Below are 18,946 nucleotides of genomic sequence, written 5' to 3'. Positions count from 1 at the left end.
GCCAAGCTAACGGAAAATCCGCCCGCGGCACGGTTTGTCGGCGTCACCGGCGACCGTCCGACGTCGGGTTCTATAGGCCCCCGCCGCCGCCCGGCGCAAGCGCGTCAACCCCTGGGAGCCTCGCGGGCCTCGAAGAAGGCGCGCATCGCCGCGCTGGCGCGGCCGTGGTGGCGGGCGAGCGCGTCGATCGCCCTCGCCTCGTCACCCGCCCGGCAGGCGGCCAGCATGTCGCGATGTTCGTCCTGGCCCATGTCGCCGATCGCCGCCAGATGGAAGCGCAGATACCGGTCGGCCGATGCAAGATGTTGTTCCGTCAGCGCAATCAGGCGCGGCAGGCCGGCTTGCGCATAGAGCGTCATGTGGAAGCGGCGGTTCAGCTCGCCCATCCGTCCGGGGTCCGTCTCCTGGTCGATCTCGGCCAGGATCTCCTCGGCGATGGTGAAATCCTCCTCGGTCAGATGCGGGATCGAGAGACGCAGCGCCTGCGGTTCGAGCGCCGCGCGGATGGCGTAATTGTCCATCGCGTCCAGCAGCGTGATCTGGACCACGACGGCGCCGCGATGCGGCTCGAAATCGACCAGGGCCTGCGCCTCAAGTTGCCGTAAAGCCTCACGAATCGGCATCCGGCTGACCTTGAAGGTGGTGGCCAGTTCCTCCTGGCGAAGGGGGGTTCCCGGCGCAATTGCCCCCGATAGGATCGCCTCGCGCAACGTCGCCTCGACATATTCGGTGGCCGTGCGATAGCGCGGCGGCGCGGCTTCGAGCAGTTGCGACAGCGCGCTGGTCATCCCCATGGCCTCCCTCGATCCACCCTTGCCTGTCGATTGGATCCAATCTAACAATTCGTTGACCGAATGCAATGTGGATAGCGACGATGGATATGCGAACCGAGGCCCGCACCACCGATCTCGAGAGGGTGAACCAAGCCGAAGGCGGCCCTGGCTCCCCGCGCCGATCGGCCGGGCTGACCCAGCCGATCCTCGCGGGAATCATCGCCGCCTTTGTCGGCTTCGCGAGTACGTTCACCGTTGTTTTGCAAGGGTTTACAGCCGTTGGCGCAACGCAGGCGCAAGCCGCCTCCGGGCTGCTGGCGATCTGCATCGCGCAAGGCGTTCTGGGGATTGTCCTAAGCCAACGCTACCGCATTCCGATCACCATCGCCTGGTCGACGCCGGGTTCGGTGCTGCTCGCCGCGACGGGCCTGATCCAAGGCGGCTTTCCGGCCGCTGTCGGCGCTTTCATCCTTGCCGGCGTGCTGATCATCGCGGCCGGTCTGATCAAGCCGTTCGGTCGGATCGTCTCGGCGATCCCGCCCGTGCTGGCGAGCGCCATGCTGGCGGGCATCCTCCTCAGCCTCTGCCTCGCTCCTGCCAAGGCGGTTGGTCTGCAGCCCGGCCTCGCCCTCCCCGTCGTTCTGGTTTGGGCGATTGTCGGCCGAATCCGGCGGATCTGGGCCGTTCCGGCGGCGGTCGCGACCGCCGTCGCGCTGATTGTCTGGACCCTTCCGCCCGGCGGACTGGCGATCGATCACGCCATCCCCGACGTCGTCTTCATCGTGCCGAGCTTCACCTTCCAGGGGCTGATTTCCCTCGCCATCCCGCTCTTCATCGTCACCATGGCCTCGCAGAACCTGCCGGGAATCGCGGTGATGCGGGCCAATGGCTACGAGCCGCCGGTGGGGCCGGTGTTTCTCGGCACCGGCATCGCCAGCGTCCTGGTGGCGCCACTCGGCGGTCATACGCTGAATTTCGCGGCGATCACGGCGGCGATGTGCGCGGGACCCGATTCGCATCCCGATCCTGCGCGGCGCTGGGTCGCCTCGTTCGCGGGCGGCGTCGCCTATCTGTTCCTGGGGCTTGGCGCCACGCTGGCCGCCGCCCTTGTCACGGCAGCGCCGCAGGTCCTGATCCAGGCCGCGACCGGCCTCGCCCTTCTCGGCGCATTTGGCGGCGCACTGGCAGGCGCGATCGGCGTCGCGGCGCACAGAGATGCGGCAATCGTGACGTTTGTAACAGCAGCGTCGGGCCTTTCCTTTTTCGGTGTTGGAGCGGCATTCTGGGGAATAGTCGCGGGCGGAGCTTTCATGCTCCTCAACCGAAAATGGAGCCGATGACGATAGCAGGACTGATCCTCGCCGGAGGCAATTCGCGCCGCATGGGCCGCGAAAAGGCTTTCGTGCAGCTTGGCGGGCAGCCATTGATCGAACGCGCGATTGCCCGGCTCGGCCCCCAGGTCGAGACACTTGCGATCAACGCCAATGGCGATCCGGCCAGGTTCTCCTCCTGTGGCCTGCCCGTCCTTGCGGATGATCGGCCCGATACGGGGCCGCTTGGCGGCGTGCTCGCCGGCCTGCGTTGGGCCGAGACACTGCCGGAGCGACCGGAATTCCTCGCCACCGTCCCGATCGACACCCCGTTCTTCCCCGTCGATCTGGTGGCGCAACTGGCCGCACGCCAGAGCGATGCCCGCCGGATCACCATTGCCGCATCGGGCGACCGCGACCACCCCGTCGTCGCCCTCTGGCCCGTGGCTCTGGCCGATGTCCTGGAGGAATGGCGCCTGACCGCCCGGAGCCAGGGCGTGCGGGCTTTCCTGGCCTCCTGCGGCTTTGCGGTCGTCAATTTCGAACTGCCTCTGCACGGACCCGATCCGTTCCTCAATCTCAACACGCCTGAGGAACGTGACGAGGCGGACGCATGGCTCGGGGTTCCTCGTCCGGCCTGAAACTGCTTTGAATTCCAGGACAGTTGCGGCCCGCCCGCAAAAGGTGGGAAGATGACACAAGAGGGTGCCGGCCAGGGAAGCGGCGCAAGGACCGGCGCTCCAATTCCGGTAGAAACGCGCGTCAGAGGGAATTCAATATGCGTATCGTGAAGCGGGTCGCCATTGCGGCTTTGGCCCTGATGGCTGTCTCCGGCGCCGTTCAGGCGAAGGAATGGAAGAACATCCGGGTCGCCGTCGAAGGCGCGTTCCCGCCGTTCAATTCCGTCAGCGCGGACGGCCAGGTCGGTGGCTTCGACGTCGATATCGCCAAGGCGATCTGCGCGAACCTGAAGGCCGAGTGCACCTTCACCGTCCAGGATTGGGATGGCCTGATCCCGGCGCTGCAGGCCGGCAAGTTCGATACCATCATCTCGTCCATGTCGATCACCGACGAGCGCAAGAAGGTCATCGACTTCTCCCGCCCCTACTACCAGTCGCCCTCCTCCTTCGTGGCGCCCAAGAGCGCCGGCATCAAGGACACGTCGCCGGAAGGCCTGAAGGGCAAGACGATCGGCGCGCAGTCCTCGACCGTGCAGGCGACCGAACTCGAAGAGAAGTACAAGGGCTCCGACATCAAGCTCTATCCGACCCAGGATGAGGTCAATCTCGACCTGGTGGCAGGCCGCATCGACCTGCTCTTCGTCGACAAGCTGCCCGGCCTCGACTGGCTGAAGACGGCAGATGGCGCCAATTACGAGTTCGTCGGCACCGACCTGCCGACCGATGGCGTCGGCGCCGCCGTTCGCAAGGAAGACAGCGACCTGCGCGACCAGATCTCCGCGGCCATCCTCGCTATCAAGGCAGACGGCACCTACGACAAGATCAACGCCAAGTACTTCCCCTTCTCGATCTGGAAGGAATAGGGATCTCGCGAGGCAGGGCACGCACCCTGCCTCGCGGTTCCGCATGAAAGGACCGTGGGGGGACGGGCGGCGTGGATCTACTGAGACTGCTGAGTTTCGGGCCGGATGGCTGGGGCGACGAACTGCTCCAAGGCACCTGGCTCACGATCCGGCTCGCTTTGGCTACCGTTCCCTTTGGCCTGGCGCTGGGCTTCCTGGTCGCCCTGGCCAAGCGCAGCCCCAACCGCTATCTGCGCGCCTTCGGCAATGCCTATACGACCGTGTTTCGCGGGCTGCCGGAGCTGCTGACGATTTTCATTGTCTATTTCGGCGGCCAGATCGCGCTGCAACGCATCGTCGGGCTGTTCAGCGGCGCGACGGTCGAGGTCAATGGCTTCATCGCCGGCATGATCGCGCTCGGCGTGGTCTTCTCGGCCTATGCGTCGGAAGTGTTCCTTGGCGCCTTCAACAACATCACCCGCGGCCAGTATGAAGCCGCCTATGCGCTCGGGCTTCGGCCGGCCACAACGCTTCGACTGGTCATCATCCCGCAGCTCGTGCGTCTCGCGCTTCCAGGCCTCGCCAATCTCTGGCTGATCCTGCTCAAGGACACCTCGCTCGTCTCGGTGATCGCGCTGGATGATCTGCTGCGCAAGACGGGCCTCGCCGTTCGGGTGACCAAGGAGCCCTTCCTGTTCTTCGGCGTCGCCTGCCTGATCTACCTGGCGCTGTCGATGATCTCGTCCATCGGCATCGTCGCGATCGAACGCTGGGCCAATCGCGGCCTTAGGAGAGCGTCATGAATTGGGACGCTCTCGCCACCTATGGCCCGCGCATGCTGCAGGGCCTGGTGGTCACGCTGCAACTAGTCGTCATCTCGATCACGCTTGGCGCGCTGCTCTCCATCCCCGTCGCGCTGGCGCGAATGAGCCGGAGCCGCATCTTGCGGGCGATATCGTTCGGCTACATGTATTTCTTCCGCGGCACGCCGCTGCTGGCGCAGGTTTTCCTCGTCTATTACGGCGCCGGCCAGTTCCGGACACAGCTCGAAGCCATCGGCCTCTGGTGGCTGTTTCGGGACGCCTTCTTCTGCTGCGTGCTCACCTTCACGCTGAACACCGGCGCCTATCAGGCGGAAATCCTGCGGGGCGCGATCCGCGCCGTGCCAGCAGGCCAGCGCGAGGCCGCCATGTCGCTCGGCCTCCGACCGCGGCAGATCTTCCGCAAGATCGTGATGCCGCAGGCGATCCTGATCGCGCTACGTCCGCTCGGCAATGAAGTGATCCTGATGGTGAAAGGGTCTTCGGTGGCGGCGATCGTGACCGTGTTCGACCTGATGGGCGTCACCCGCCTCGCCTATTCCCGCACGTTCGATTTCCAGGTCTATCTCTGGGCGGCCGTGCTCTATCTGGTGGTGGTCGAGATCATCCGCCGTGTCTGGGACAAGCTTGAACACCGCCTGACGCGACACATGCGATCCGCCTGAACGCGCGCGGCAGGGTCGCCCGCCGCGGCGCTAGATGGCAGAGAGCGAAGCCCCTATGCCATGCCCTTGTCTTTTTCGAGCGGGATGTAGTTCAGCGGCAGCGCCGTTGCGTATTTGATCTGCTCCATCGCAAAGGCCGAGGAGACGTCGGCAATGTCGATGCGCGAGATCAGCCGCTTGTAGAACAGGTCATAGGCCTCGATGTCCGGCACGACGACGCGCAGCAGATAATCGACCTGCCCGCTCATGCGGTAGAATTCGACTACCTCGGGAACGTCGCGGATGACTTCCGCGAAGCGCTTCAGCCATTCTTCATTGTGCTGGCTGGTCGTGATCGAGACGAACACGGTGACCTTGGCATTCACCTTCTTCGGGTCGAGGACGGCAACGCGCTTGGTGATAACGCCGTCTTCTTCCAGCTTCTGGATGCGCCGCCAGCAGGGCGTGGTCGAAAGGCCGACTCGCCGACCGATTTCCGCGACGGGGATGGTGGCGTCTTCCTGCAGGATTTGCAGGATTTTTCGGTCGAGGCGGTCAATCATTCAGGAACCCTCTGCCTTGGGGCTGGACGACAGTAGTATCATTTTCCAATGACCACTTTCTTCGTCTGGCAATTGAGAATATTATTCCGTGATGAATGCTTATTTCGGCGGATGTTGTCAACTCGGCGCTTAGAGCCGCGCAGCAACAAGGCCTCGTAAGACGGGCAGCAACTCGGCTTCGAACCACGGATTCCGCTTGATCCAGCCGGAGTTTCGCCACGAGGGATGCGGCAGCGGCAGGATCCTCGGCGCATGGGTCTCGTCCAGGATAGCCCGCCAGTCGGCGACCGTCTCCGTCAGGCTGCCGCGCACGCGCTTGCCCAGATGGAATTGCTGCGCGTAGAGCCCCACGGCGAGGACCAGGTCGACGGCCGGCATCCGGTCCAGCAGCGCGTTGCGCCAGGCGGGTGCGCATTCGCGCCTCGGCGGCAGATCGCCGCCCTTGGCATCGAGCCCCGGAAAGCAGAAGCCCATGGGGACGATGGCGATCCGCGCCTCGTCATAGAATTCCGCTTCGCCAATTGCCGTCCAGTCGCGCAGCCGATCTCCCGAGGGGTCGGTGAACGGCTTGCCGGATGCGTGCACACGCGTGCCCGGCGCCTGGCCCGCGATCAAGATGCGGGCGGTGGCGGAGGCGCGGACGACCGGGCGCGGTTCATGCGGCAGGGGCCGGCCGCTCGGCTGGTCGACGCAGATCCGACATTGGCGGATCTCCTCAACCAGTTGGTCCAGGTCGTCAGGGGCCGATGGGGCGGGATTTAGCAATGACTTAACCATGCTCATCAAGTTGGCATTAAGCGTTCGAAACGCAAATTCAGCAACCAGCTAGAGTGCTTCCTTCAAGGAAGTCGTGGGATGCAAGGCCTGACGGCGGCAACGGTCGACACCGAAACAACTCCCCTGCCCAGCGGCCGCGTTGAACGGCGCCGCGGGGTCGTCGACGACATCGCCGATCCGGATACCATCGCCCCCAGTTTCGACCCTACCAAGTTGCACCTGCGGAAGTCCCTTCTTGCCAGCTACGCGCGAAGCCGGCTTGCCGGCAGCCCGGCCATGGCGGCGCTCATTCTGCTGGCGGCCGGGCTGGCTTCTGCCTGGCTGCCGTCGGCCTCGGTCGTCGTGTGGAGCCTCGTCGCCCTCTGCAGTCACGCGCTGCTCGGCGTTCTGTGCCTCAGCTATCGCAAGCGGGAGGCGATGGACACGCGGCTCTGGAGCGGGCTGTTCCTGGTCGCGGAATGTCTCTGCGGCCTGAGCTGGGTCGGGATTCTCGTCCTGCTCTCGGCGGAGCATGGACCCGAGGCGGCGGTTTTCCAGTTCGCCATCCTGCTGGCCGTTGCCTGTGCCGCCACGGCCCTCGCGGCGGCCCTGCCCGAGGCCGTGATAGCCGCGACGGCGCCCGCCGCATTGACCCTCGTCGCCCTTTTCGCGTTTCGCGAGGAGCCTCTGCTGGTCGCGCTCGCCTGGCTATCCGGTGCGACCGCGATCTTCTTCGTCTGTCTCTCGGTGCGCGAGCGTCGCTCAATCCGCGACGGAATCCTCGCTCGTGCCGAGCATGCGCGTCTTTACCAGGAACTGCTGGTCGCGCGCGAGCAGGCGGAACACGCGCTTCAACTCGCCGACCAAGCCAGACTGGCGCGCTCGCGCTTCCTGGCGACGATGAACCACGAATTGCGCACGCCGCTCAACGCGATCCTCGGCTTCTCCGAGGTGATGAAGAACGAAGTGCTCGGGCCAATGCAGAACGGCACTTACCGCGAATATGCCGGCGACATTCATGCGAGCGGCGGCCACCTGCTGTCGCTGATCAACGAGATCCTGGACCTCTCCCGGCTCGAAACGGGGCGCTATGAGCTGCACGAGGTACCCGTCGCGCTGGAAGCGATCGTGCGTGCCTGCGAAAGCATGGTCGCGGGCGAAGCACGCAGCCGCGAGCTCCGTCTCGTGCTGGAGATCGAACCCGATCTGCCGCTGGTGCGGGCCGACCCCGCCGGCCTCCGGCGCGCCGTGCTCAACCTGCTCTCGAACGCGGTCAAGTTCACGCCGGCCGGCGGCACGGTCACGCTTCAGGCGGGCTGGACGGCGGGCGGCGGGCAATACGTTTCCGTGCGCGACACAGGCCCGGGCATTCCGGCCCGGGAGGTTGCCCTAGTTCTCTCGCCCTTCCAGCAGGGCGAGAGCGCCATTCACATGGCCAAGCCGGGCGCCGGAATGGGGCTGCCGATGGTCGAGGCGCTGATCCGTCTCCATGGCGGCACCTTCGAGCTGCGCTCGACAATGGGGGCCGGCACGGTTGCGACCCTGTGCCTGCCGCGCGCCCGCGTGCTGGAGACCCAGAGCGAGGACGTTCCCGCCCGCGAGAACGTCATTCTCTGGCGCTCGGCCGGCTAGCTCAGTTCGCCTTGCCCGAGACACCGGCCTGCGCGAAGGTCGCCATGCCGGTGTGGATCTCCGCCGCCGCCTTGACGAGGCCCGCGGCCATGGCCGCGCCCGTGCCTTCGCCGAGACGCATGCCGAGATCGAGCAGCGCCGTCTTGCCCATCGCCGCCAGCAGCCTGGCATGCGGCGGCTCGGCCGAGACATGGCCGAACTGGCAATGGTCGAGCGAGGACGGGTTGATCTTGTAGAGCACCGCGGCGGCGGCGGTGGCGACATAGCCGTCGATGATGACCGGGATGCGACTCATCCGGGCGGCCAGGATCGCGCCCGCCATGGCCGCAAGCTCGCGCCCGCCGAGGCGGCGCAGCACTTCCAGCGGATCGCGCAGATGCGCGGAATGCAGCTCAAGCGCCGTGTCGATGACGGCAGCCTTGCGGGCCACGCCTTCGGCGTCGACTCCGGTGCCGGGTCCGACCCAATCGCTGCCTGTGCCGCCGAACAGGCCGGCCGCGACGGCGCCGGCGATCGTCGTATTGCCGATGCCCATTTCGCCGATCGCCAGCAGGTCGATGCCGCCCGCCGTCGCCTCCATGCCGAACGCCATGGTGGCGGCGCAGCCGGCTTCGTCCAGCGCCGGCTCCGCCGTGATGTCGCCGGTCGGGATGTCGAGCGCGAGGTCGAACACCTTCAGCCCGAGATCATAGACGATGCAGATCTGGTTGATCGCCGCGCCGCCGGCGGCAAAGTTCTCGACCATCTGCTGGGTGACGCTGGACGGGTAGGCGGAGACGCCCTGCGCCGCGACGCCGTGATTGCCGGCGAAGATCGCGACCAGCGGACGGGTGACGGCGGGGCGCGCCCTGCCCTGCCAGCCGCCCAGCCATTCGGCGAGATCCTCCAGCCGGCCGAGCGAACCGGCCGGCTTGGTCAGTTGCGCATCGCGCGCCCGGATGGCAAGCACGGCCGCTTCGTCGCGCCCCGGCATCTCGTCGAAGAGCGCGCGAATGTCGTCGAAGGGAAGTCCGGAAGCGGAGCGGGCCATGCATATCTCGGCTAGGTGCGGGGTGGATGGATCGGCATACTTTGCGGCCGGCGGCGGGCGATCTATAACCCTCCTCCAGCGTACCGCAAGCGTCGATGACGCCGAGTCGGTGCGACGATCCGCCGACGGGGGCAATTGCCATGACCGATGACCAGTTCCGGACCGTCTTTCGCAACTCCCTGTCGGAACTCGCGGCGGCGACAGCCTTCCTAACGCGGCTGCCGGCGGCCTGGATGGGCGTGGCCGCGGATCGGCGGCCCGATTTCACGATCGCGGCCCGCGCTTTCCCGGGCGTCGGGCTGCTGGTCGGCCTTGTCGGCGCCATCGCCCTGCTGCTCGCCCACGCGCTCGGCCTGCCCCTGCTGGCCTCCGCCGCCCTATCGCTCGCGGCGACGATCGCGCTGACCGGTGCCCTGCATGAGGATGGCCTTGCCGATACCGCCGATGGTTTCGGCGGCGGCACGACCGCGACGCGCAAGCTGGAGATCATGCGCGACAGCCGGATCGGCACGTTTGGCGCGGTAGCGCTGATCCTGTCGCTGCTGCTCCGCACGACCCTGATCGCCAACCTGCTGCCCTACGGCGCCTGGCCAGTCGCCACCGCGCTCATCGGCGCGGAAATCGTCAGCCGCGCGGCGATCGTCCAGCTCTGGGCGGCCCTGCCCCCCGCGCGCTTCGAAGGCCTCGCCAGCGCGACCGGACGGCCCTCCCGCGACACTAGCCTGACGGCCATCGGCATCGGCGTGGTGGCGGCGCTGATCTGCGGCGCGATCGGAACCGGAATCCTCCCGGCCGTCGTCGCGCTCCTCGTCGCAGCAGCGGCGACCTATGCCTTCCAGCTTCTCTGCGCCTCGCAGATTGCCGGGCAAACCGGCGACACGCTGGGCGCTGCCCAGCAGATCGCGCTCGTCACCTATCTGATGGCGATCGTCGCGGCGACATGATCTCGCCCTGCATCAGCCTCTGCGTGCTCGATCCCGAGTCGGAGCTCTGCGAGGGCTGTGGCCGCAGCCTAGACGAGATCAGCCAATGGTCGGGCATGACGGAAGACCAGCGCCGCGCGGTGATCAAGCGCCTGCCCGAGCGGCTGGAGAGCCTGGCGAAGGTGAACGTCTGACAGGCCCGGTCGATGTCGCAGTTGCGCGCTGAAGTTCTCAGGAATTCCCCGCGAAATCGAAGGCCAAGGCGCCGTCCGAACCCAGTCGCCGCAGCGTGTGATCGCCATCATACGGAGCCGTACAGATCTGCCCTACGGATGGGGCGCCGGGGGGCAATATCGCAGCCTTGGCCTCGCAGAGGGCTATCATGAAACGCTTGACCTCGATCTCAGCCGCGCTTCTCACCGTTGCCATGATGTCCGCCGCGGCTCAGGCGGCGACGGTGGTCACCGGCGGTCGCTGCACGCAGAAGCAGCTGAGCAACAAGCTGACGAGTTGCGAAACCAGCGAGTTCACCAACAAGGCGGGACAGACAGGCTACAAATGCACCTGTTCCGACCGCAAGGTGACGCTTAATCCGGGCGTCGATCCCGGCCTCCAGCAGGCAGTGCCCGCGACGAAGCAACTGCTGCAGCAGAACTAGCCGCGAGACGAAGCAGCGGCCCTCTACCAAAACGAAAAAGCGGCCGCCAAGGCGACCGCTTTGTTATCCGGGAGAATGCCCTTCGGGCGGCAGCTTCACGCCGCGGCGTGAGCCTCGGCAATCGCTCGGCGCCCCTCGCGATTGGCCATGACGCTGACGATCAGCAACTGGAAGAAGTGATAGAGCATGATCGGCGCGATGATCAGGCCCAGCGCCGGCGAGCTCGCAAACATGATCTTCGCGAGCGGCACGCCCGTCGCCAGCGACTTCTTCGAAGCGCAATAGAGGCAGGCGATCGTGTCGGGCCGGTTCAGCCCCATCAGGCGGCATGGGATCAGCATCAGGCCGTAGATGATGAAGAACAGCGCGATCACGCCGACGATGATCGCCGCGATCAGGCTGACGTCATGGCCCGCCCAGACGCCCTCTGCGATCGAGTCGGCGAAGGAGTTGTAGACGATCGCCAGGATGATCGCGCGATCGGCGAGGCGGATCGCCTTGATGTTGCGCGTGGCCCAGGCATACAGCCAATGGCGGGCGATCTGGCCGATGATGATCGGCAGCAGCACCAGCAGCACGATCTTGCCGATCACCGGCAGAAGCGGCATGCCGACGCCGGTCGACGACAGGAACCACGCCATCAGCAACGGCGTCGCGAAGACGCCGATCAGGCTGGAGAGCGTAGCATTGAAGATCGCGACCGGCACGTTGCCCCGGGCCAGCGACGTCATCGCGACGGAGGACGAAACCGTCGAGGGCAATGCCGCCAGATAGAAGAAGCCGATCCAGACCTCCTCCGGGATGAAGCCTTTGAGCGGCGTGCCCAGCGTCAGCACTACGATCGGGAACAGCACGAAGGTGCAAAGCTGCACTGCGATATGAACGCGCCAGTGCCGGATGCCGGCATGCATGCGCTCGGGCGCTAGGGTCAGGCCGTAGAGAAAGAAGATCACCGCGACGCCATAGGTCGCGATGGCGTCCATGTGCAGGACACCGCCGGATTCGCCGGGGCCGGGAAAGGCAATCGCTGCGATGACCACGAGGACCAGCGCAATCAGGAAGCCGTCGATTGTGAAACCGCGGATCGTCATGTCGGGAGCGCTTTCATTGCAGAAAGGAATCCGCCGGGGCGGATGGATCCCCCATCCATAGCGAGACAGAGGCTGGCGAGAAAGCGACTTACGGACACAGCACCTTTGACCTAGACGGCGGCCACCGTCTCGTTCGCGGCGGCATAGGCGGCGCTTTCGGCGGCGCTGGCCGCGACCGTTGCCGTGATTTCGTCGACCGCATCCATGGCGCGATGGAACACGTCGATGCCGGCGCTGCGTCCAGCGCCCTCGATCGTCAGGATCTGGCGGAAGCGGCGCGCACCGGGACGTCCGTGATAGAGGCCGAGCATATGGCGGGCCACGTGGCTCAGCGGCGTGCCGGCGGCGAGCTTCGCCTCGATATAGGGCAGCATCGCCTCGATGATCGCGCGCGGCTCCGCGTCCGGCCGGTCCTTGCCATAGATCCGGCGGTCGGCTGCAGCCAGCAGTTCGGGCTCCTGATAGGCGGCGCGACCGATCATGACGCCGTCGACATGCGCGAGATGAGCCTCAGCCTCGTCGAGCGACTTGATGCCGCCATTGATGCCGATGAAGAGATCCGGCAGGCGCGCCTTCAGGCGGTAGACGCGGTCATAGTCGAGCGGCGGGATATCGCGGTTTTCCTTCGGCGACAGCCCCTGCAGCCAGGCCTTGCGCGCATGCACCCAGAGCGCATCGACGCCTGCGGCTACCAGCAGGTCGGCGAGCGTGTCGAGCGCCTCCTCCGGGTCCTGATCGTCGACGCCGATGCGGCACTTCACGGTCACCGGGATCGACACGGTAGCCTTCATGGCGGCGACGCAATCGGCGACGCGCTGCGGCTCGCGCATCAGGCAAGCGCCGAACGTACCGGACTGCACGCGGTCCGAGGGGCAGCCGACATTGAGATTGATCTCGCCATAGCCCATCTCGGCGCCGATGCGCGCCGCCTCGCCGACCTTGACCGGGTCCGATCCGCCGATCTGCAGCGCGACGGGCTGTTCCGAGGGATCGAAGCCGAGCAGTTTCTGCCGGTCGCCATGCAGGATCGCTTCGGCGACGACCATCTCGGTATAGAGCAGCGTTTCGCTCGACAGCAGCCGATGGAAATAGCGGCAATGCCGGTCGGTCCAATCCAGCATTGGAGCGACGGACAGCTTATGTCTTTGATACTGCTGCATAGTTACAAGTCTTGCCGGAGATTAGGTGCCATTCGCCCCTTCTATAGGCGATCTCCGGCCCTTTTGGCCAATCCTGCGATCCCGCCATTGCCCGGCGTCAACCTGCCAGTGCCGGCTCCCGCTTGCTGACGGCGGCCTGGGCGTTCTGCTGCAGCGCCAGTTCCCAGCGCAAGGCGTCGGCCACGATCAGGTCGAGGTCGTCGCGTGCCGGCTTGAAGCCGAGGCGCGAGCGGATGAGGTCCGTCGCGGCGACCAGCGAGGGGGGATCGCCGGCGCGGCGGGGGGCCAGGCGTACTTGGAAATCGACGCCGGAGACGCGCTTCACCGCTTCGATAACTTCGAGAACCGAGAAGCCTCGGCCATAGCCGCAGTTCATCGTCAGGCTCTCTCCGCCATCCTCCAGATGATCGAGCGCCAGCACATGCGCGCGGGCAAGATCGCTGACATGGATATAGTCGCGGACGCAGGTGCCGTCCGGCGTAGCGTAGTCCTGGCCGAACACGTCGAGATGCGAACGCTGGCCGAGCGCCGCCTGGCAGGCGAGCTTGATCAGATGTGTGGCGCGCGGGAAGGACTGGCCCGAACGCCCCTGCGGATCGGCGCCGGCAACGTTGAAATAGCGCAGGACGACCGAGCGGATGTCATGCGCCGCCACGGTATCCCGCAGCATCCATTCCGTCATCAGCTTCGACGCGCCATAGGGCGAGATCGGCTGCATGGCCGAGCTCTCGGCGATCGGGCTCACTTCCGGCTCGCCATAGACAGCGGCGGTCGAGGAAAAGATGAAGTTGCGCACCCCGCCCTCGACGGCGGCGGCGATCAAGGCGCGCGACCGGACCGTGTTGTTGAGATAGTAGCCGAGCGGATTGGTGACCGAGTCCGGTACGACGATCGATCCCGCGAAATGCACGATCGCCGTGACGCCGAATTCGCGGATCAGCCGCTTCAACAGGGCCTCGTCGCCGCAGTCCCCCCGCACCAGCGGAACGCCGTCCGGCACCTGGGCGACGAAGCCGGTCGACAGGTCGTCGAGAACCATCGTCTCGCGTCCCGCATCGGCAAGCGCCAGCACCATGTGGCTGCCGATATAGCCTGCGCCACCTGTGACGAGGACCGTCATGTCGAACTCCTGTTTTGGCTCGTCTCTTCAGAAGAAGGCAATGTCATCGGCGCCGATCGGATCCAAGCTCTCGGTAGCTCACCCATTCAGGCCACTTTCAGCATGCCAGCACCACTCGTCCGCGTGGCGCGATCGATCAGCTTATTGTCGATCTTGTTCTCGATCAGGAACTTGCGGGTTTCGTCATAGACGTTGCGCCAGGCAGCGTTGAACGCGTCGTAGCGCCACTGTTCCCAATAGTCCTCGAGCACGAAGCCGCCATCCCGGAACACGTCGAAGCTCGGGATCCGGTAGGTCTCGGCGAACTCTGCCGTCCGGCTGTCATAGGTGAAATAGACCGAGGGCACGCCGTTCGCGAGCGCCATCAGATTGCCATGCAGCCGGTAGCCCAGCACGAGATGCTGCTGGCGGACGAGGGTCTCGTAGTCGGCCACGACATCGGAATAGAACAGCCGCTCGCGATAGAGCCGCTCGATCTCGGGATCGAGATACCATTTCGAGGCCCAGCCATTGGCGCGCAGCGACGCGATCGCCTCTTCCTTCTGCGCGTCGGTGCCGAAGACGAGCTTCTTCTCCTCCACCTCGCCCTGGGCCATCAGCACAGTGTCGAAACGGCGCGCCAACGACTTCACCAGGTCGCGGTGAAAGGTGAGATAGCGCTCGATGTTCTGGGCGTAGGTCGGCGAGACCTCGCGGCGAAGGGTGACGCCTACCTTCTCGATGTCGGCCAGCGGACCCAACTTGATATTCATGTCGGGATCGAGCCGACGGAACGCCGTGGGGCAGCCGACAATGCGGACATTGTGGATGCCGAGATCGGCCAGAACCTCGGCCGAGAAAGCGCCGCGCACGCCGATCGACGTGCTGAGGTCAGCGATGACGCGGAGGACCTCCTGCGTCGCTTCCGACAGCTCCATGCGCCCCTTGACGGGAGCCTGCGCGCCGATGCCGAAGGCGAGCACCGGCAGGCCGAGCTTCTTCAGGACCGCGGCGGTGTCATGCCACTCCATCTCGCCATGGATGTAGTTGGACCCACGCAGCAGGACGTAGTCATATTCCTCGCGCAGCCGGTCCAGGCTGGGCCAGTCCGGCTTGTTGATCTCGAGGACGCCGATCTTGTCGAAGTTCAGCAGCTTCAGCGAGGAATCGAAGACGAACGCATCGCCAATGTTGTGATAGCGATCGATTGAGCGCTGGACGTCCTGGTACTGATACCACCGGACCGAGTCGTGATCGTAGATTTCGCCTGACGGCATTATCACCAGCAAACGTGCCATTCCGGCCTCCTCCTTATCCCCCCAGGGATCCGCTCTTGACGAACGGTTTGCGCGCAGTTGCCTACGCGCGTTCGAGTTGGCCGACCTCGCCGCCATCCGCATGCGAATGGCGGTCGAGAACGGCGCGATAGAGCGCAAGATGCTGCTCGGCGCAGTCGACATGGCCCAGCGGACGGCGCATCGAACCGCGCAGGCCTTCCCAGATCTGGCCGTTCGACAGCACCTCGACGAAACGATCGGCGAGGTCCTCGGGCGAGCCGACGCGGAAATGCAGCCCGTCCTGGCCGTTCCGGACCTTTTCGGCCATGCCGCCGATATTGCTGCAGAGCAGCGGGCGGCCGTGGAACAGCGCCTCCTGGATCACCACAGGCGAGTTCTCCCACCAGATCGACGGCACGACGACCCAGTCGACCGTCTGCATCAGTTCGGGCATCTCGCTGTTCTGATAGGAGCCGTAGAAGCGGACGCGGCTGCCCGCGTCGTCGATCAGCTTCTTCATCCGCGCCTGGAATTCGGGCGGCTGATATTCGAGATTGGCGCCAAAGATCATCAGGCGCGAATCCTCGCCCCAGATGCGCTCCGGCACGCGCGCGACCGCATCGATCAGGACGTCGACGCCCTTGAACGGCGTCATCTGGCCGAAGAAGGCAAAGCGGCTGCGCCGCTGCTCCGCGCCGGGCAGAACGCGGGGCGGCGCGGGTTCGCTGATCGCCAGGCCGTTTTCGATGACGAAGAGCTTGTCCGGCGACAGGCCCCAGGCAGCATAACGCTCGGCCAGAAAGCGGCTCGGCGAGACATAGACGTCGGCGAGTTCCAGCATCGAACGGACGAAGCGCTCGCGCTTCAGGAAGCTGGCCGGCGCGATATCCGGGAAACAGCTGTGGCAGTCCGTCGGCGACGCGCGGCGGCAGAGCTGGCCGCTCTTGGTCTTCACCATCTGGCCGTGGTGATGACAGATCGACAGGAACTCGTGGAAGGTGACGACGATGGCCGCGTCGGGCAGCGCCTCGCGAATGGCGTAGAGCGCCTCTAGGCCGAGACCGAGAATATGGTGGAAGTGCACGACATGCGGATTGATGTCGCGGACGAAGCGCACGAGATCGCGGCGGATATCGTCGGTGTTCCGGTTCGACAGGTAGAAATGGTCGAAGTCGTCGCTGTGAAACAGAATGTCCGATGCGCTCTGGCGAAGGCTCATCAACGCGGTGCCGGCATGGCGCGGGGTCGGCGAGCCGACGCGGGCGAGATAGACCGACTTGATCCCCGCCAGCGAATTCAGGCCCTTGTGCAGGTTATGCGAGGCGATTTCGCCGCCGCCAAGCGACAGGCTCGGATGGCCGTGGCTGATGACGAGGACGCGCAATTCTTCGGTCATGCCGCCTCCGAATGGACCATGGCGTGGATGGTCTCCGCCCAGCGCGCGGTGAAGACGGCGCGATCGACGCTGCGGGCGTGAACCTCCCAGGCATTGACGCCGTCCTGGGGCGCTTCGGCGCCCAGCACCCGGACACCGGGTAGCCACCAGGCCTTGAGGCCGGCCTTCGCCAGACGCAGCGCCAGGTCGAGCCCCTTTTCGCGATTGCCGAGATAGCCATGGCCATCCTGGCCCAGCGCGGCGATGGCTGCTTTCGACAGGATGCAGCATTCGAGATTGGCAGCCGGCGTGGCGGAAGGCCCGATGGAATCCAGCGTCGCGGCGGGATAGCCGACATAGTTCTCGGCCAGACCGCTCTCCTCGTCGGAGAGCCGGTATCCGGCCCAGCGGATCGAATCGTCCTCATAGATCAGCGCCGGCGAGATGATCACCGATGCGTCATGCTCCTGATGGGCCGACCGCAGGCGGCCGAGCCAGCCGCATTCAGCCGGGACCAGGGCGGCCGAGAACAGCACGACGCGGTCCGTCTTCGCAACATCGGCTCCGACGATCAGGGCATCGAAGACATCGGAAAAGGCGCTGACGGCGACCAGATCGATCGAAAGGCCGTAGAATTCCGCCAGTCGGCGGATCTCGCCACGCAATTCGCCGATCGCCTGTTCGGGGCCGGCGAGAATGATCGGCGCCACGCGGATCTGCGGATCCAGCGCCATCAGGGCCACCAGCGTGGTGACGTCCGTCGTCTGGTCGTCGAGTCCGATCACGAGCGTGGTGTCAGCACCGCCTGAAACAAGCGTGCCGACATGCTCGACGCCTTCGACGCCCGCCGGCTTCGTCGCAGCGGAGGCTACCAGAGGGATGAGGTGGCGCTCGACCAGTTCGGAGACGGAGGTGGCGCGGGCGCTGATCGACTTCAGCTGTCGGGTGACGGCCTCGCGATAGGAAACCCGCTTCGGCACCACGGGAAGATAGGCCGGCGGTGCATGGGGGATGGCGAACTCGATATAGATGGGCGCGCTGCCATCAGGGTCGAAATCCGGGATGAAGGCCACGAAGCCATGGCTGTGGCGATCGGGATCGAGCTGCGAAAGGAACGGCGCCTTGCCATCGAAGGCGCGGGTGACGTCGGGCCGATCGATGCGGCTCCAGATCGGTTTCAGGTCGACGGATGCCTGGCGGCGGCGCAGCTTGATCGCCTCGACGCGGTGGTCCGGATCGAGCAGCCAGCCGCTGATCAGCAGGCCGCCCTGCTCGATGCGGAGCGCGTGGTCGATCGCCATCCGCACCGGAAGCGCCAGGGCCGAAACCGTGTCCAGCCCCTCATAGCGGTAGGCCGCTTCGCGGAGCCGTCCGATGACCTCGGCCGAGCCCCGCAACTTCGGCAGGATGGCGCGGGCATAGCCGGGCGTATCCCGGGGCGAGGCAAGCAGGCGCTGCTCGTAAACGTCGGCATAGCGCCAGCCGTCGCGGCTGCGCACATAGACGCGCTGCATGCCGAACGGATCGATCGGCTCGGGCGCTACCAACAGGGCAGCAAAGCCCTTGCCGTTGTTGTTCAGGTCCTGGCGGTCGAAGGCGGCCGCCGTGCATTCGGCGATCTGCGGTGTCCCGCCGGCGATCAGCACACGACTCACGCCCGCGCTCATCTCCTGCGACCAGCCCTGCAGATAGACGTCGCCGTCCTCGAAAGCACCGATGATCTCGATGAAGCCGTCGGCCTTGGCCCCGGCCTCGACAAAAGCGGTCATGGCGGCCAGCTTGCGGCGGCTCATCGGACCCGCGCTCAGCATGCCGATGATGGCGTCCACGACGGCCGGCATTCCGGGCCCCGCCAGATCGCCAAGCGCGCCCGCCAAGGCGGCTGGCCGCATGAGATCCGGCAGCAGCCGATAGGTGACCGACCGCCCCTGCCCGCGGAACGTCACCGCGTTCAGCCGTTCGCCCTTGAGCGGACCGGTAAACACAAGCGCGACGAACCCATGCGACGCGCGGCCTTTGGCGTCGACCAGGGGCCAACTCACGATCGGCGCCTTGCCGGGCAAGGCGGGGTCACCATTGAGCAGCAGCGGCTGGGGGCCGTTCATCGGCGCGCCGGAGCCAAGGACCAGGATGAGCGTCTCGTTGATCGGACAGGCGATCGCGGTCTCGACGACGGGCTGGGTCGCGCCTTCGCGTCGGGACGCCGGCCCCGGCGAGCCCTTGGCCGTGACGCCCGTTTCCTTGGGAAGGGTTTCCCTGGTTCCGGGTTCCTCGTCGCCGCGATACATCATTCGATTCCGGTCTCGATCCAG

19 protein-coding genes are annotated in these 18,946 nt (G+C 65.8%); 9 read left to right on the top strand and 10 right to left on the bottom strand.

The window, feature by feature from the left end:
- Positions 1-104: 104 nt before the first annotated feature.
- Positions 105-794, bottom strand: a complete 690-nt coding sequence (locus ACHMWQ_RS14410; RefSeq protein ID WP_396307982.1) for a GntR family transcriptional regulator — start codon at positions 792-794, stop codon at positions 105-107.
- Positions 795-874: 80 nt separating this feature from the next.
- On the opposite strand from ACHMWQ_RS14410, the gene ACHMWQ_RS14405 reads away from it, so the two are divergent.
- The 5 genes from ACHMWQ_RS14405 (at position 875) to ACHMWQ_RS14385 (ending at position 5,091) form a co-directional block, all read left to right on the top strand.
- Positions 875-2,113, top strand: a complete 1,239-nt coding sequence (locus ACHMWQ_RS14405) for a benzoate/H(+) symporter BenE family transporter (protein WP_396307981.1) — start codon at positions 875-877, stop codon at positions 2,111-2,113.
- Positions 2,101-2,724, top strand: coding sequence for a molybdenum cofactor guanylyltransferase MobA (gene mobA / locus ACHMWQ_RS14400; protein WP_396307980.1), 624 nt, complete (start codon positions 2,101-2,103; stop codon positions 2,722-2,724). Before ACHMWQ_RS14405 ends, mobA begins: the two co-directional genes overlap by 13 nt.
- A gap of 137 nt (positions 2,725-2,861) precedes the next feature.
- Positions 2,862-3,626: an ABC transporter substrate-binding protein gene (locus ACHMWQ_RS14395; RefSeq protein WP_396307979.1), complete on the top strand. Its 765-nt coding sequence runs from the start codon at positions 2,862-2,864 to the stop codon at positions 3,624-3,626.
- A 71-nt stretch (positions 3,627-3,697) separates the two neighbouring features.
- Positions 3,698-4,408, top strand: coding sequence for an ABC transporter permease (locus tag ACHMWQ_RS14390; protein ID WP_396307978.1), 711 nt, complete (start codon positions 3,698-3,700; stop codon positions 4,406-4,408).
- The gene (locus ACHMWQ_RS14385) at positions 4,405-5,091 is read left to right on the top strand and encodes an ABC transporter permease (protein WP_396307977.1); all 687 of its coding nucleotides are present in this window, start codon (positions 4,405-4,407) and stop codon (positions 5,089-5,091) included. Before ACHMWQ_RS14390 ends, ACHMWQ_RS14385 begins: the two co-directional genes overlap by 4 nt.
- 53 nt (positions 5,092-5,144) lie before the next feature.
- Here ACHMWQ_RS14385 and ACHMWQ_RS14380 read toward each other — a convergent pair whose 3' ends face one another.
- Together ACHMWQ_RS14380 and ACHMWQ_RS14375 are read right to left on the bottom strand one after the other, a co-directional pair.
- The gene (locus tag ACHMWQ_RS14380) at positions 5,145-5,633 is read right to left on the bottom strand and encodes an Lrp/AsnC family transcriptional regulator (protein WP_029073853.1); all 489 of its coding nucleotides are present in this window, start codon (positions 5,631-5,633) and stop codon (positions 5,145-5,147) included.
- Positions 5,634-5,762: 129 nt separating this feature from the next.
- Entirely contained in the window at positions 5,763-6,410 is a 648-nt protein-coding gene (locus tag ACHMWQ_RS14375) for a uracil-DNA glycosylase family protein (protein ID WP_396307976.1), read from the bottom strand.
- A gap of 78 nt (positions 6,411-6,488) precedes the next feature.
- Between ACHMWQ_RS14375 and ACHMWQ_RS14370 the strand changes: the two genes are divergently transcribed.
- Positions 6,489-8,021 carry a sensor histidine kinase gene (locus ACHMWQ_RS14370; RefSeq protein WP_396307975.1) on the top strand — a complete coding sequence of 511 codons (1,533 nt, stop codon included), beginning with the start codon at positions 6,489-6,491 and terminating at the stop codon, positions 8,019-8,021.
- A 1-nt stretch (position 8,022) separates the two neighbouring features.
- Here the strand turns inward: ACHMWQ_RS14370 and cobT are convergent, their stop codons facing one another.
- Positions 8,023-9,051 carry a nicotinate-nucleotide--dimethylbenzimidazole phosphoribosyltransferase gene (cobT, locus tag ACHMWQ_RS14365; protein ID WP_396307974.1) on the bottom strand — a complete coding sequence of 343 codons (1,029 nt, stop codon included), beginning with the start codon at positions 9,049-9,051 and terminating at the stop codon, positions 8,023-8,025.
- A 140-nt stretch (positions 9,052-9,191) separates the two neighbouring features.
- Between cobT and cobS the strand changes: the two genes are divergently transcribed.
- From cobS to ACHMWQ_RS14350, 3 genes are all read left to right on the top strand, one after another.
- The gene (gene cobS, locus ACHMWQ_RS14360) at positions 9,192-9,995 is read left to right on the top strand and encodes an adenosylcobinamide-GDP ribazoletransferase (protein WP_396307973.1); all 804 of its coding nucleotides are present in this window, start codon (positions 9,192-9,194) and stop codon (positions 9,993-9,995) included.
- The gene (locus tag ACHMWQ_RS14355) at positions 9,992-10,168 is read left to right on the top strand and encodes a DUF1289 domain-containing protein (protein WP_396307972.1); all 177 of its coding nucleotides are present in this window, start codon (positions 9,992-9,994) and stop codon (positions 10,166-10,168) included. Before cobS ends, ACHMWQ_RS14355 begins: the two co-directional genes overlap by 4 nt.
- Positions 10,169-10,356: 188 nt before the next feature.
- Complete coding sequence (locus tag ACHMWQ_RS14350; RefSeq protein WP_354548968.1) at positions 10,357-10,632, top strand: hypothetical protein; 276 nt, start codon at positions 10,357-10,359, stop codon at positions 10,630-10,632.
- Between the two features lie 95 nt (positions 10,633-10,727).
- Here ACHMWQ_RS14350 and ACHMWQ_RS14345 read toward each other — a convergent pair whose 3' ends face one another.
- The 6 genes from ACHMWQ_RS14345 to ACHMWQ_RS14320 all read right to left on the bottom strand — a co-directional run bounded on the left by ACHMWQ_RS14345 (position 10,728) and on the right by ACHMWQ_RS14320 (position 18,925).
- Entirely contained in the window at positions 10,728-11,723 is a 996-nt protein-coding gene (locus tag ACHMWQ_RS14345; protein WP_396307971.1) for a bile acid:sodium symporter family protein, read from the bottom strand.
- Between the two features lie 110 nt (positions 11,724-11,833).
- Positions 11,834-12,883: a tRNA dihydrouridine(20/20a) synthase DusA gene (gene dusA, locus ACHMWQ_RS14340; protein ID WP_396307970.1), complete on the bottom strand. Its 1,050-nt coding sequence runs from the start codon at positions 12,881-12,883 to the stop codon at positions 11,834-11,836.
- A 97-nt stretch (positions 12,884-12,980) separates the two neighbouring features.
- Entirely contained in the window at positions 12,981-14,003 is a 1,023-nt protein-coding gene (gene galE, locus ACHMWQ_RS14335) for a UDP-glucose 4-epimerase GalE (RefSeq protein ID WP_396307969.1), read from the bottom strand.
- Positions 14,004-14,089: 86 nt separating this feature from the next.
- Positions 14,090-15,280, bottom strand: a complete 1,191-nt coding sequence (locus ACHMWQ_RS14330; RefSeq protein ID WP_396307968.1) for a polysaccharide pyruvyl transferase family protein — start codon at positions 15,278-15,280, stop codon at positions 14,090-14,092.
- 61 nt (positions 15,281-15,341) lie between these two features.
- A complete protein-coding gene (locus ACHMWQ_RS14325) occupies positions 15,342-16,655 on the bottom strand; it encodes a glycosyltransferase family 4 protein (protein ID WP_396307967.1) in 1,314 nt (437 codons plus the stop codon).
- Positions 16,652-18,925: a hypothetical protein gene (locus ACHMWQ_RS14320; protein WP_396307966.1), complete on the bottom strand. Its 2,274-nt coding sequence runs from the start codon at positions 18,923-18,925 to the stop codon at positions 16,652-16,654. The genes ACHMWQ_RS14325 and ACHMWQ_RS14320 overlap by 4 nt, the downstream gene beginning before the upstream one ends.
- Positions 18,926-18,946: the final 21 nt, after the last annotated feature.

It is taken from the genome of Kaistia sp. UC242_56 (assembly GCF_044452255.1).
GTDB classification, from domain to species: Bacteria; Pseudomonadota; Alphaproteobacteria; order Rhizobiales; family Kaistiaceae; genus Kaistia; species Kaistia defluvii_A.
This window is presented reverse-complemented; position numbering and strand designations above follow the sequence as displayed.

Bases quoted from the DNA above. Each gene is read 5' to 3' on its own strand.
- mobA (WP_396307980.1), top strand. From the start codon at position 2,101: ATGGAGCCGATGACGATAGCAGGACTGATCCTCGCCGGAGGCAATTCG.
- dusA (WP_396307970.1), bottom strand. From the start codon at position 12,883: ATGCAGCAGTATCAAAGACATAAGCTGTCCGTCGCTCCAATGCTGGAT.
- ACHMWQ_RS14380 (WP_029073853.1), bottom strand. From the start codon at position 5,633: ATGATTGACCGCCTCGACCGAAAAATCCTGCAAATCCTGCAGGAAGAC.
- cobS (WP_396307973.1), top strand. From the start codon at position 9,192: ATGACCGATGACCAGTTCCGGACCGTCTTTCGCAACTCCCTGTCGGAA.
- ACHMWQ_RS14355 (WP_396307972.1), top strand. From the start codon at position 9,992: ATGATCTCGCCCTGCATCAGCCTCTGCGTGCTCGATCCCGAGTCGGAG.
- ACHMWQ_RS14385 (WP_396307977.1), top strand. From the start codon at position 4,405: ATGAATTGGGACGCTCTCGCCACCTATGGCCCGCGCATGCTGCAGGGC.
- ACHMWQ_RS14375 (WP_396307976.1), bottom strand. From the start codon at position 6,410: ATGGTTAAGTCATTGCTAAATCCCGCCCCATCGGCCCCTGACGACCTG.
- cobT (WP_396307974.1), bottom strand. From the start codon at position 9,051: ATGGCCCGCTCCGCTTCCGGACTTCCCTTCGACGACATTCGCGCGCTC.
- ACHMWQ_RS14345 (WP_396307971.1), bottom strand. From the start codon at position 11,723: ATGACGATCCGCGGTTTCACAATCGACGGCTTCCTGATTGCGCTGGTC.
- ACHMWQ_RS14410 (WP_396307982.1), bottom strand. From the start codon at position 794: ATGGGGATGACCAGCGCGCTGTCGCAACTGCTCGAAGCCGCGCCGCCG.
- ACHMWQ_RS14320 (WP_396307966.1), bottom strand. From the start codon at position 18,925: ATGATGTATCGCGGCGACGAGGAACCCGGAACCAGGGAAACCCTTCCC.
- ACHMWQ_RS14325 (WP_396307967.1), bottom strand. From the start codon at position 16,655: ATGACCGAAGAATTGCGCGTCCTCGTCATCAGCCACGGCCATCCGAGC.
- ACHMWQ_RS14370 (WP_396307975.1), top strand. From the start codon at position 6,489: ATGCAAGGCCTGACGGCGGCAACGGTCGACACCGAAACAACTCCCCTG.
- ACHMWQ_RS14330 (WP_396307968.1), bottom strand. From the start codon at position 15,280: ATGGCACGTTTGCTGGTGATAATGCCGTCAGGCGAAATCTACGATCAC.
- ACHMWQ_RS14350 (WP_354548968.1), top strand. From the start codon at position 10,357: ATGAAACGCTTGACCTCGATCTCAGCCGCGCTTCTCACCGTTGCCATG.
- ACHMWQ_RS14395 (WP_396307979.1), top strand. From the start codon at position 2,862: ATGCGTATCGTGAAGCGGGTCGCCATTGCGGCTTTGGCCCTGATGGCT.
- galE (WP_396307969.1), bottom strand. From the start codon at position 14,003: ATGACGGTCCTCGTCACAGGTGGCGCAGGCTATATCGGCAGCCACATG.
- ACHMWQ_RS14405 (WP_396307981.1), top strand. From the start codon at position 875: ATGGATATGCGAACCGAGGCCCGCACCACCGATCTCGAGAGGGTGAAC.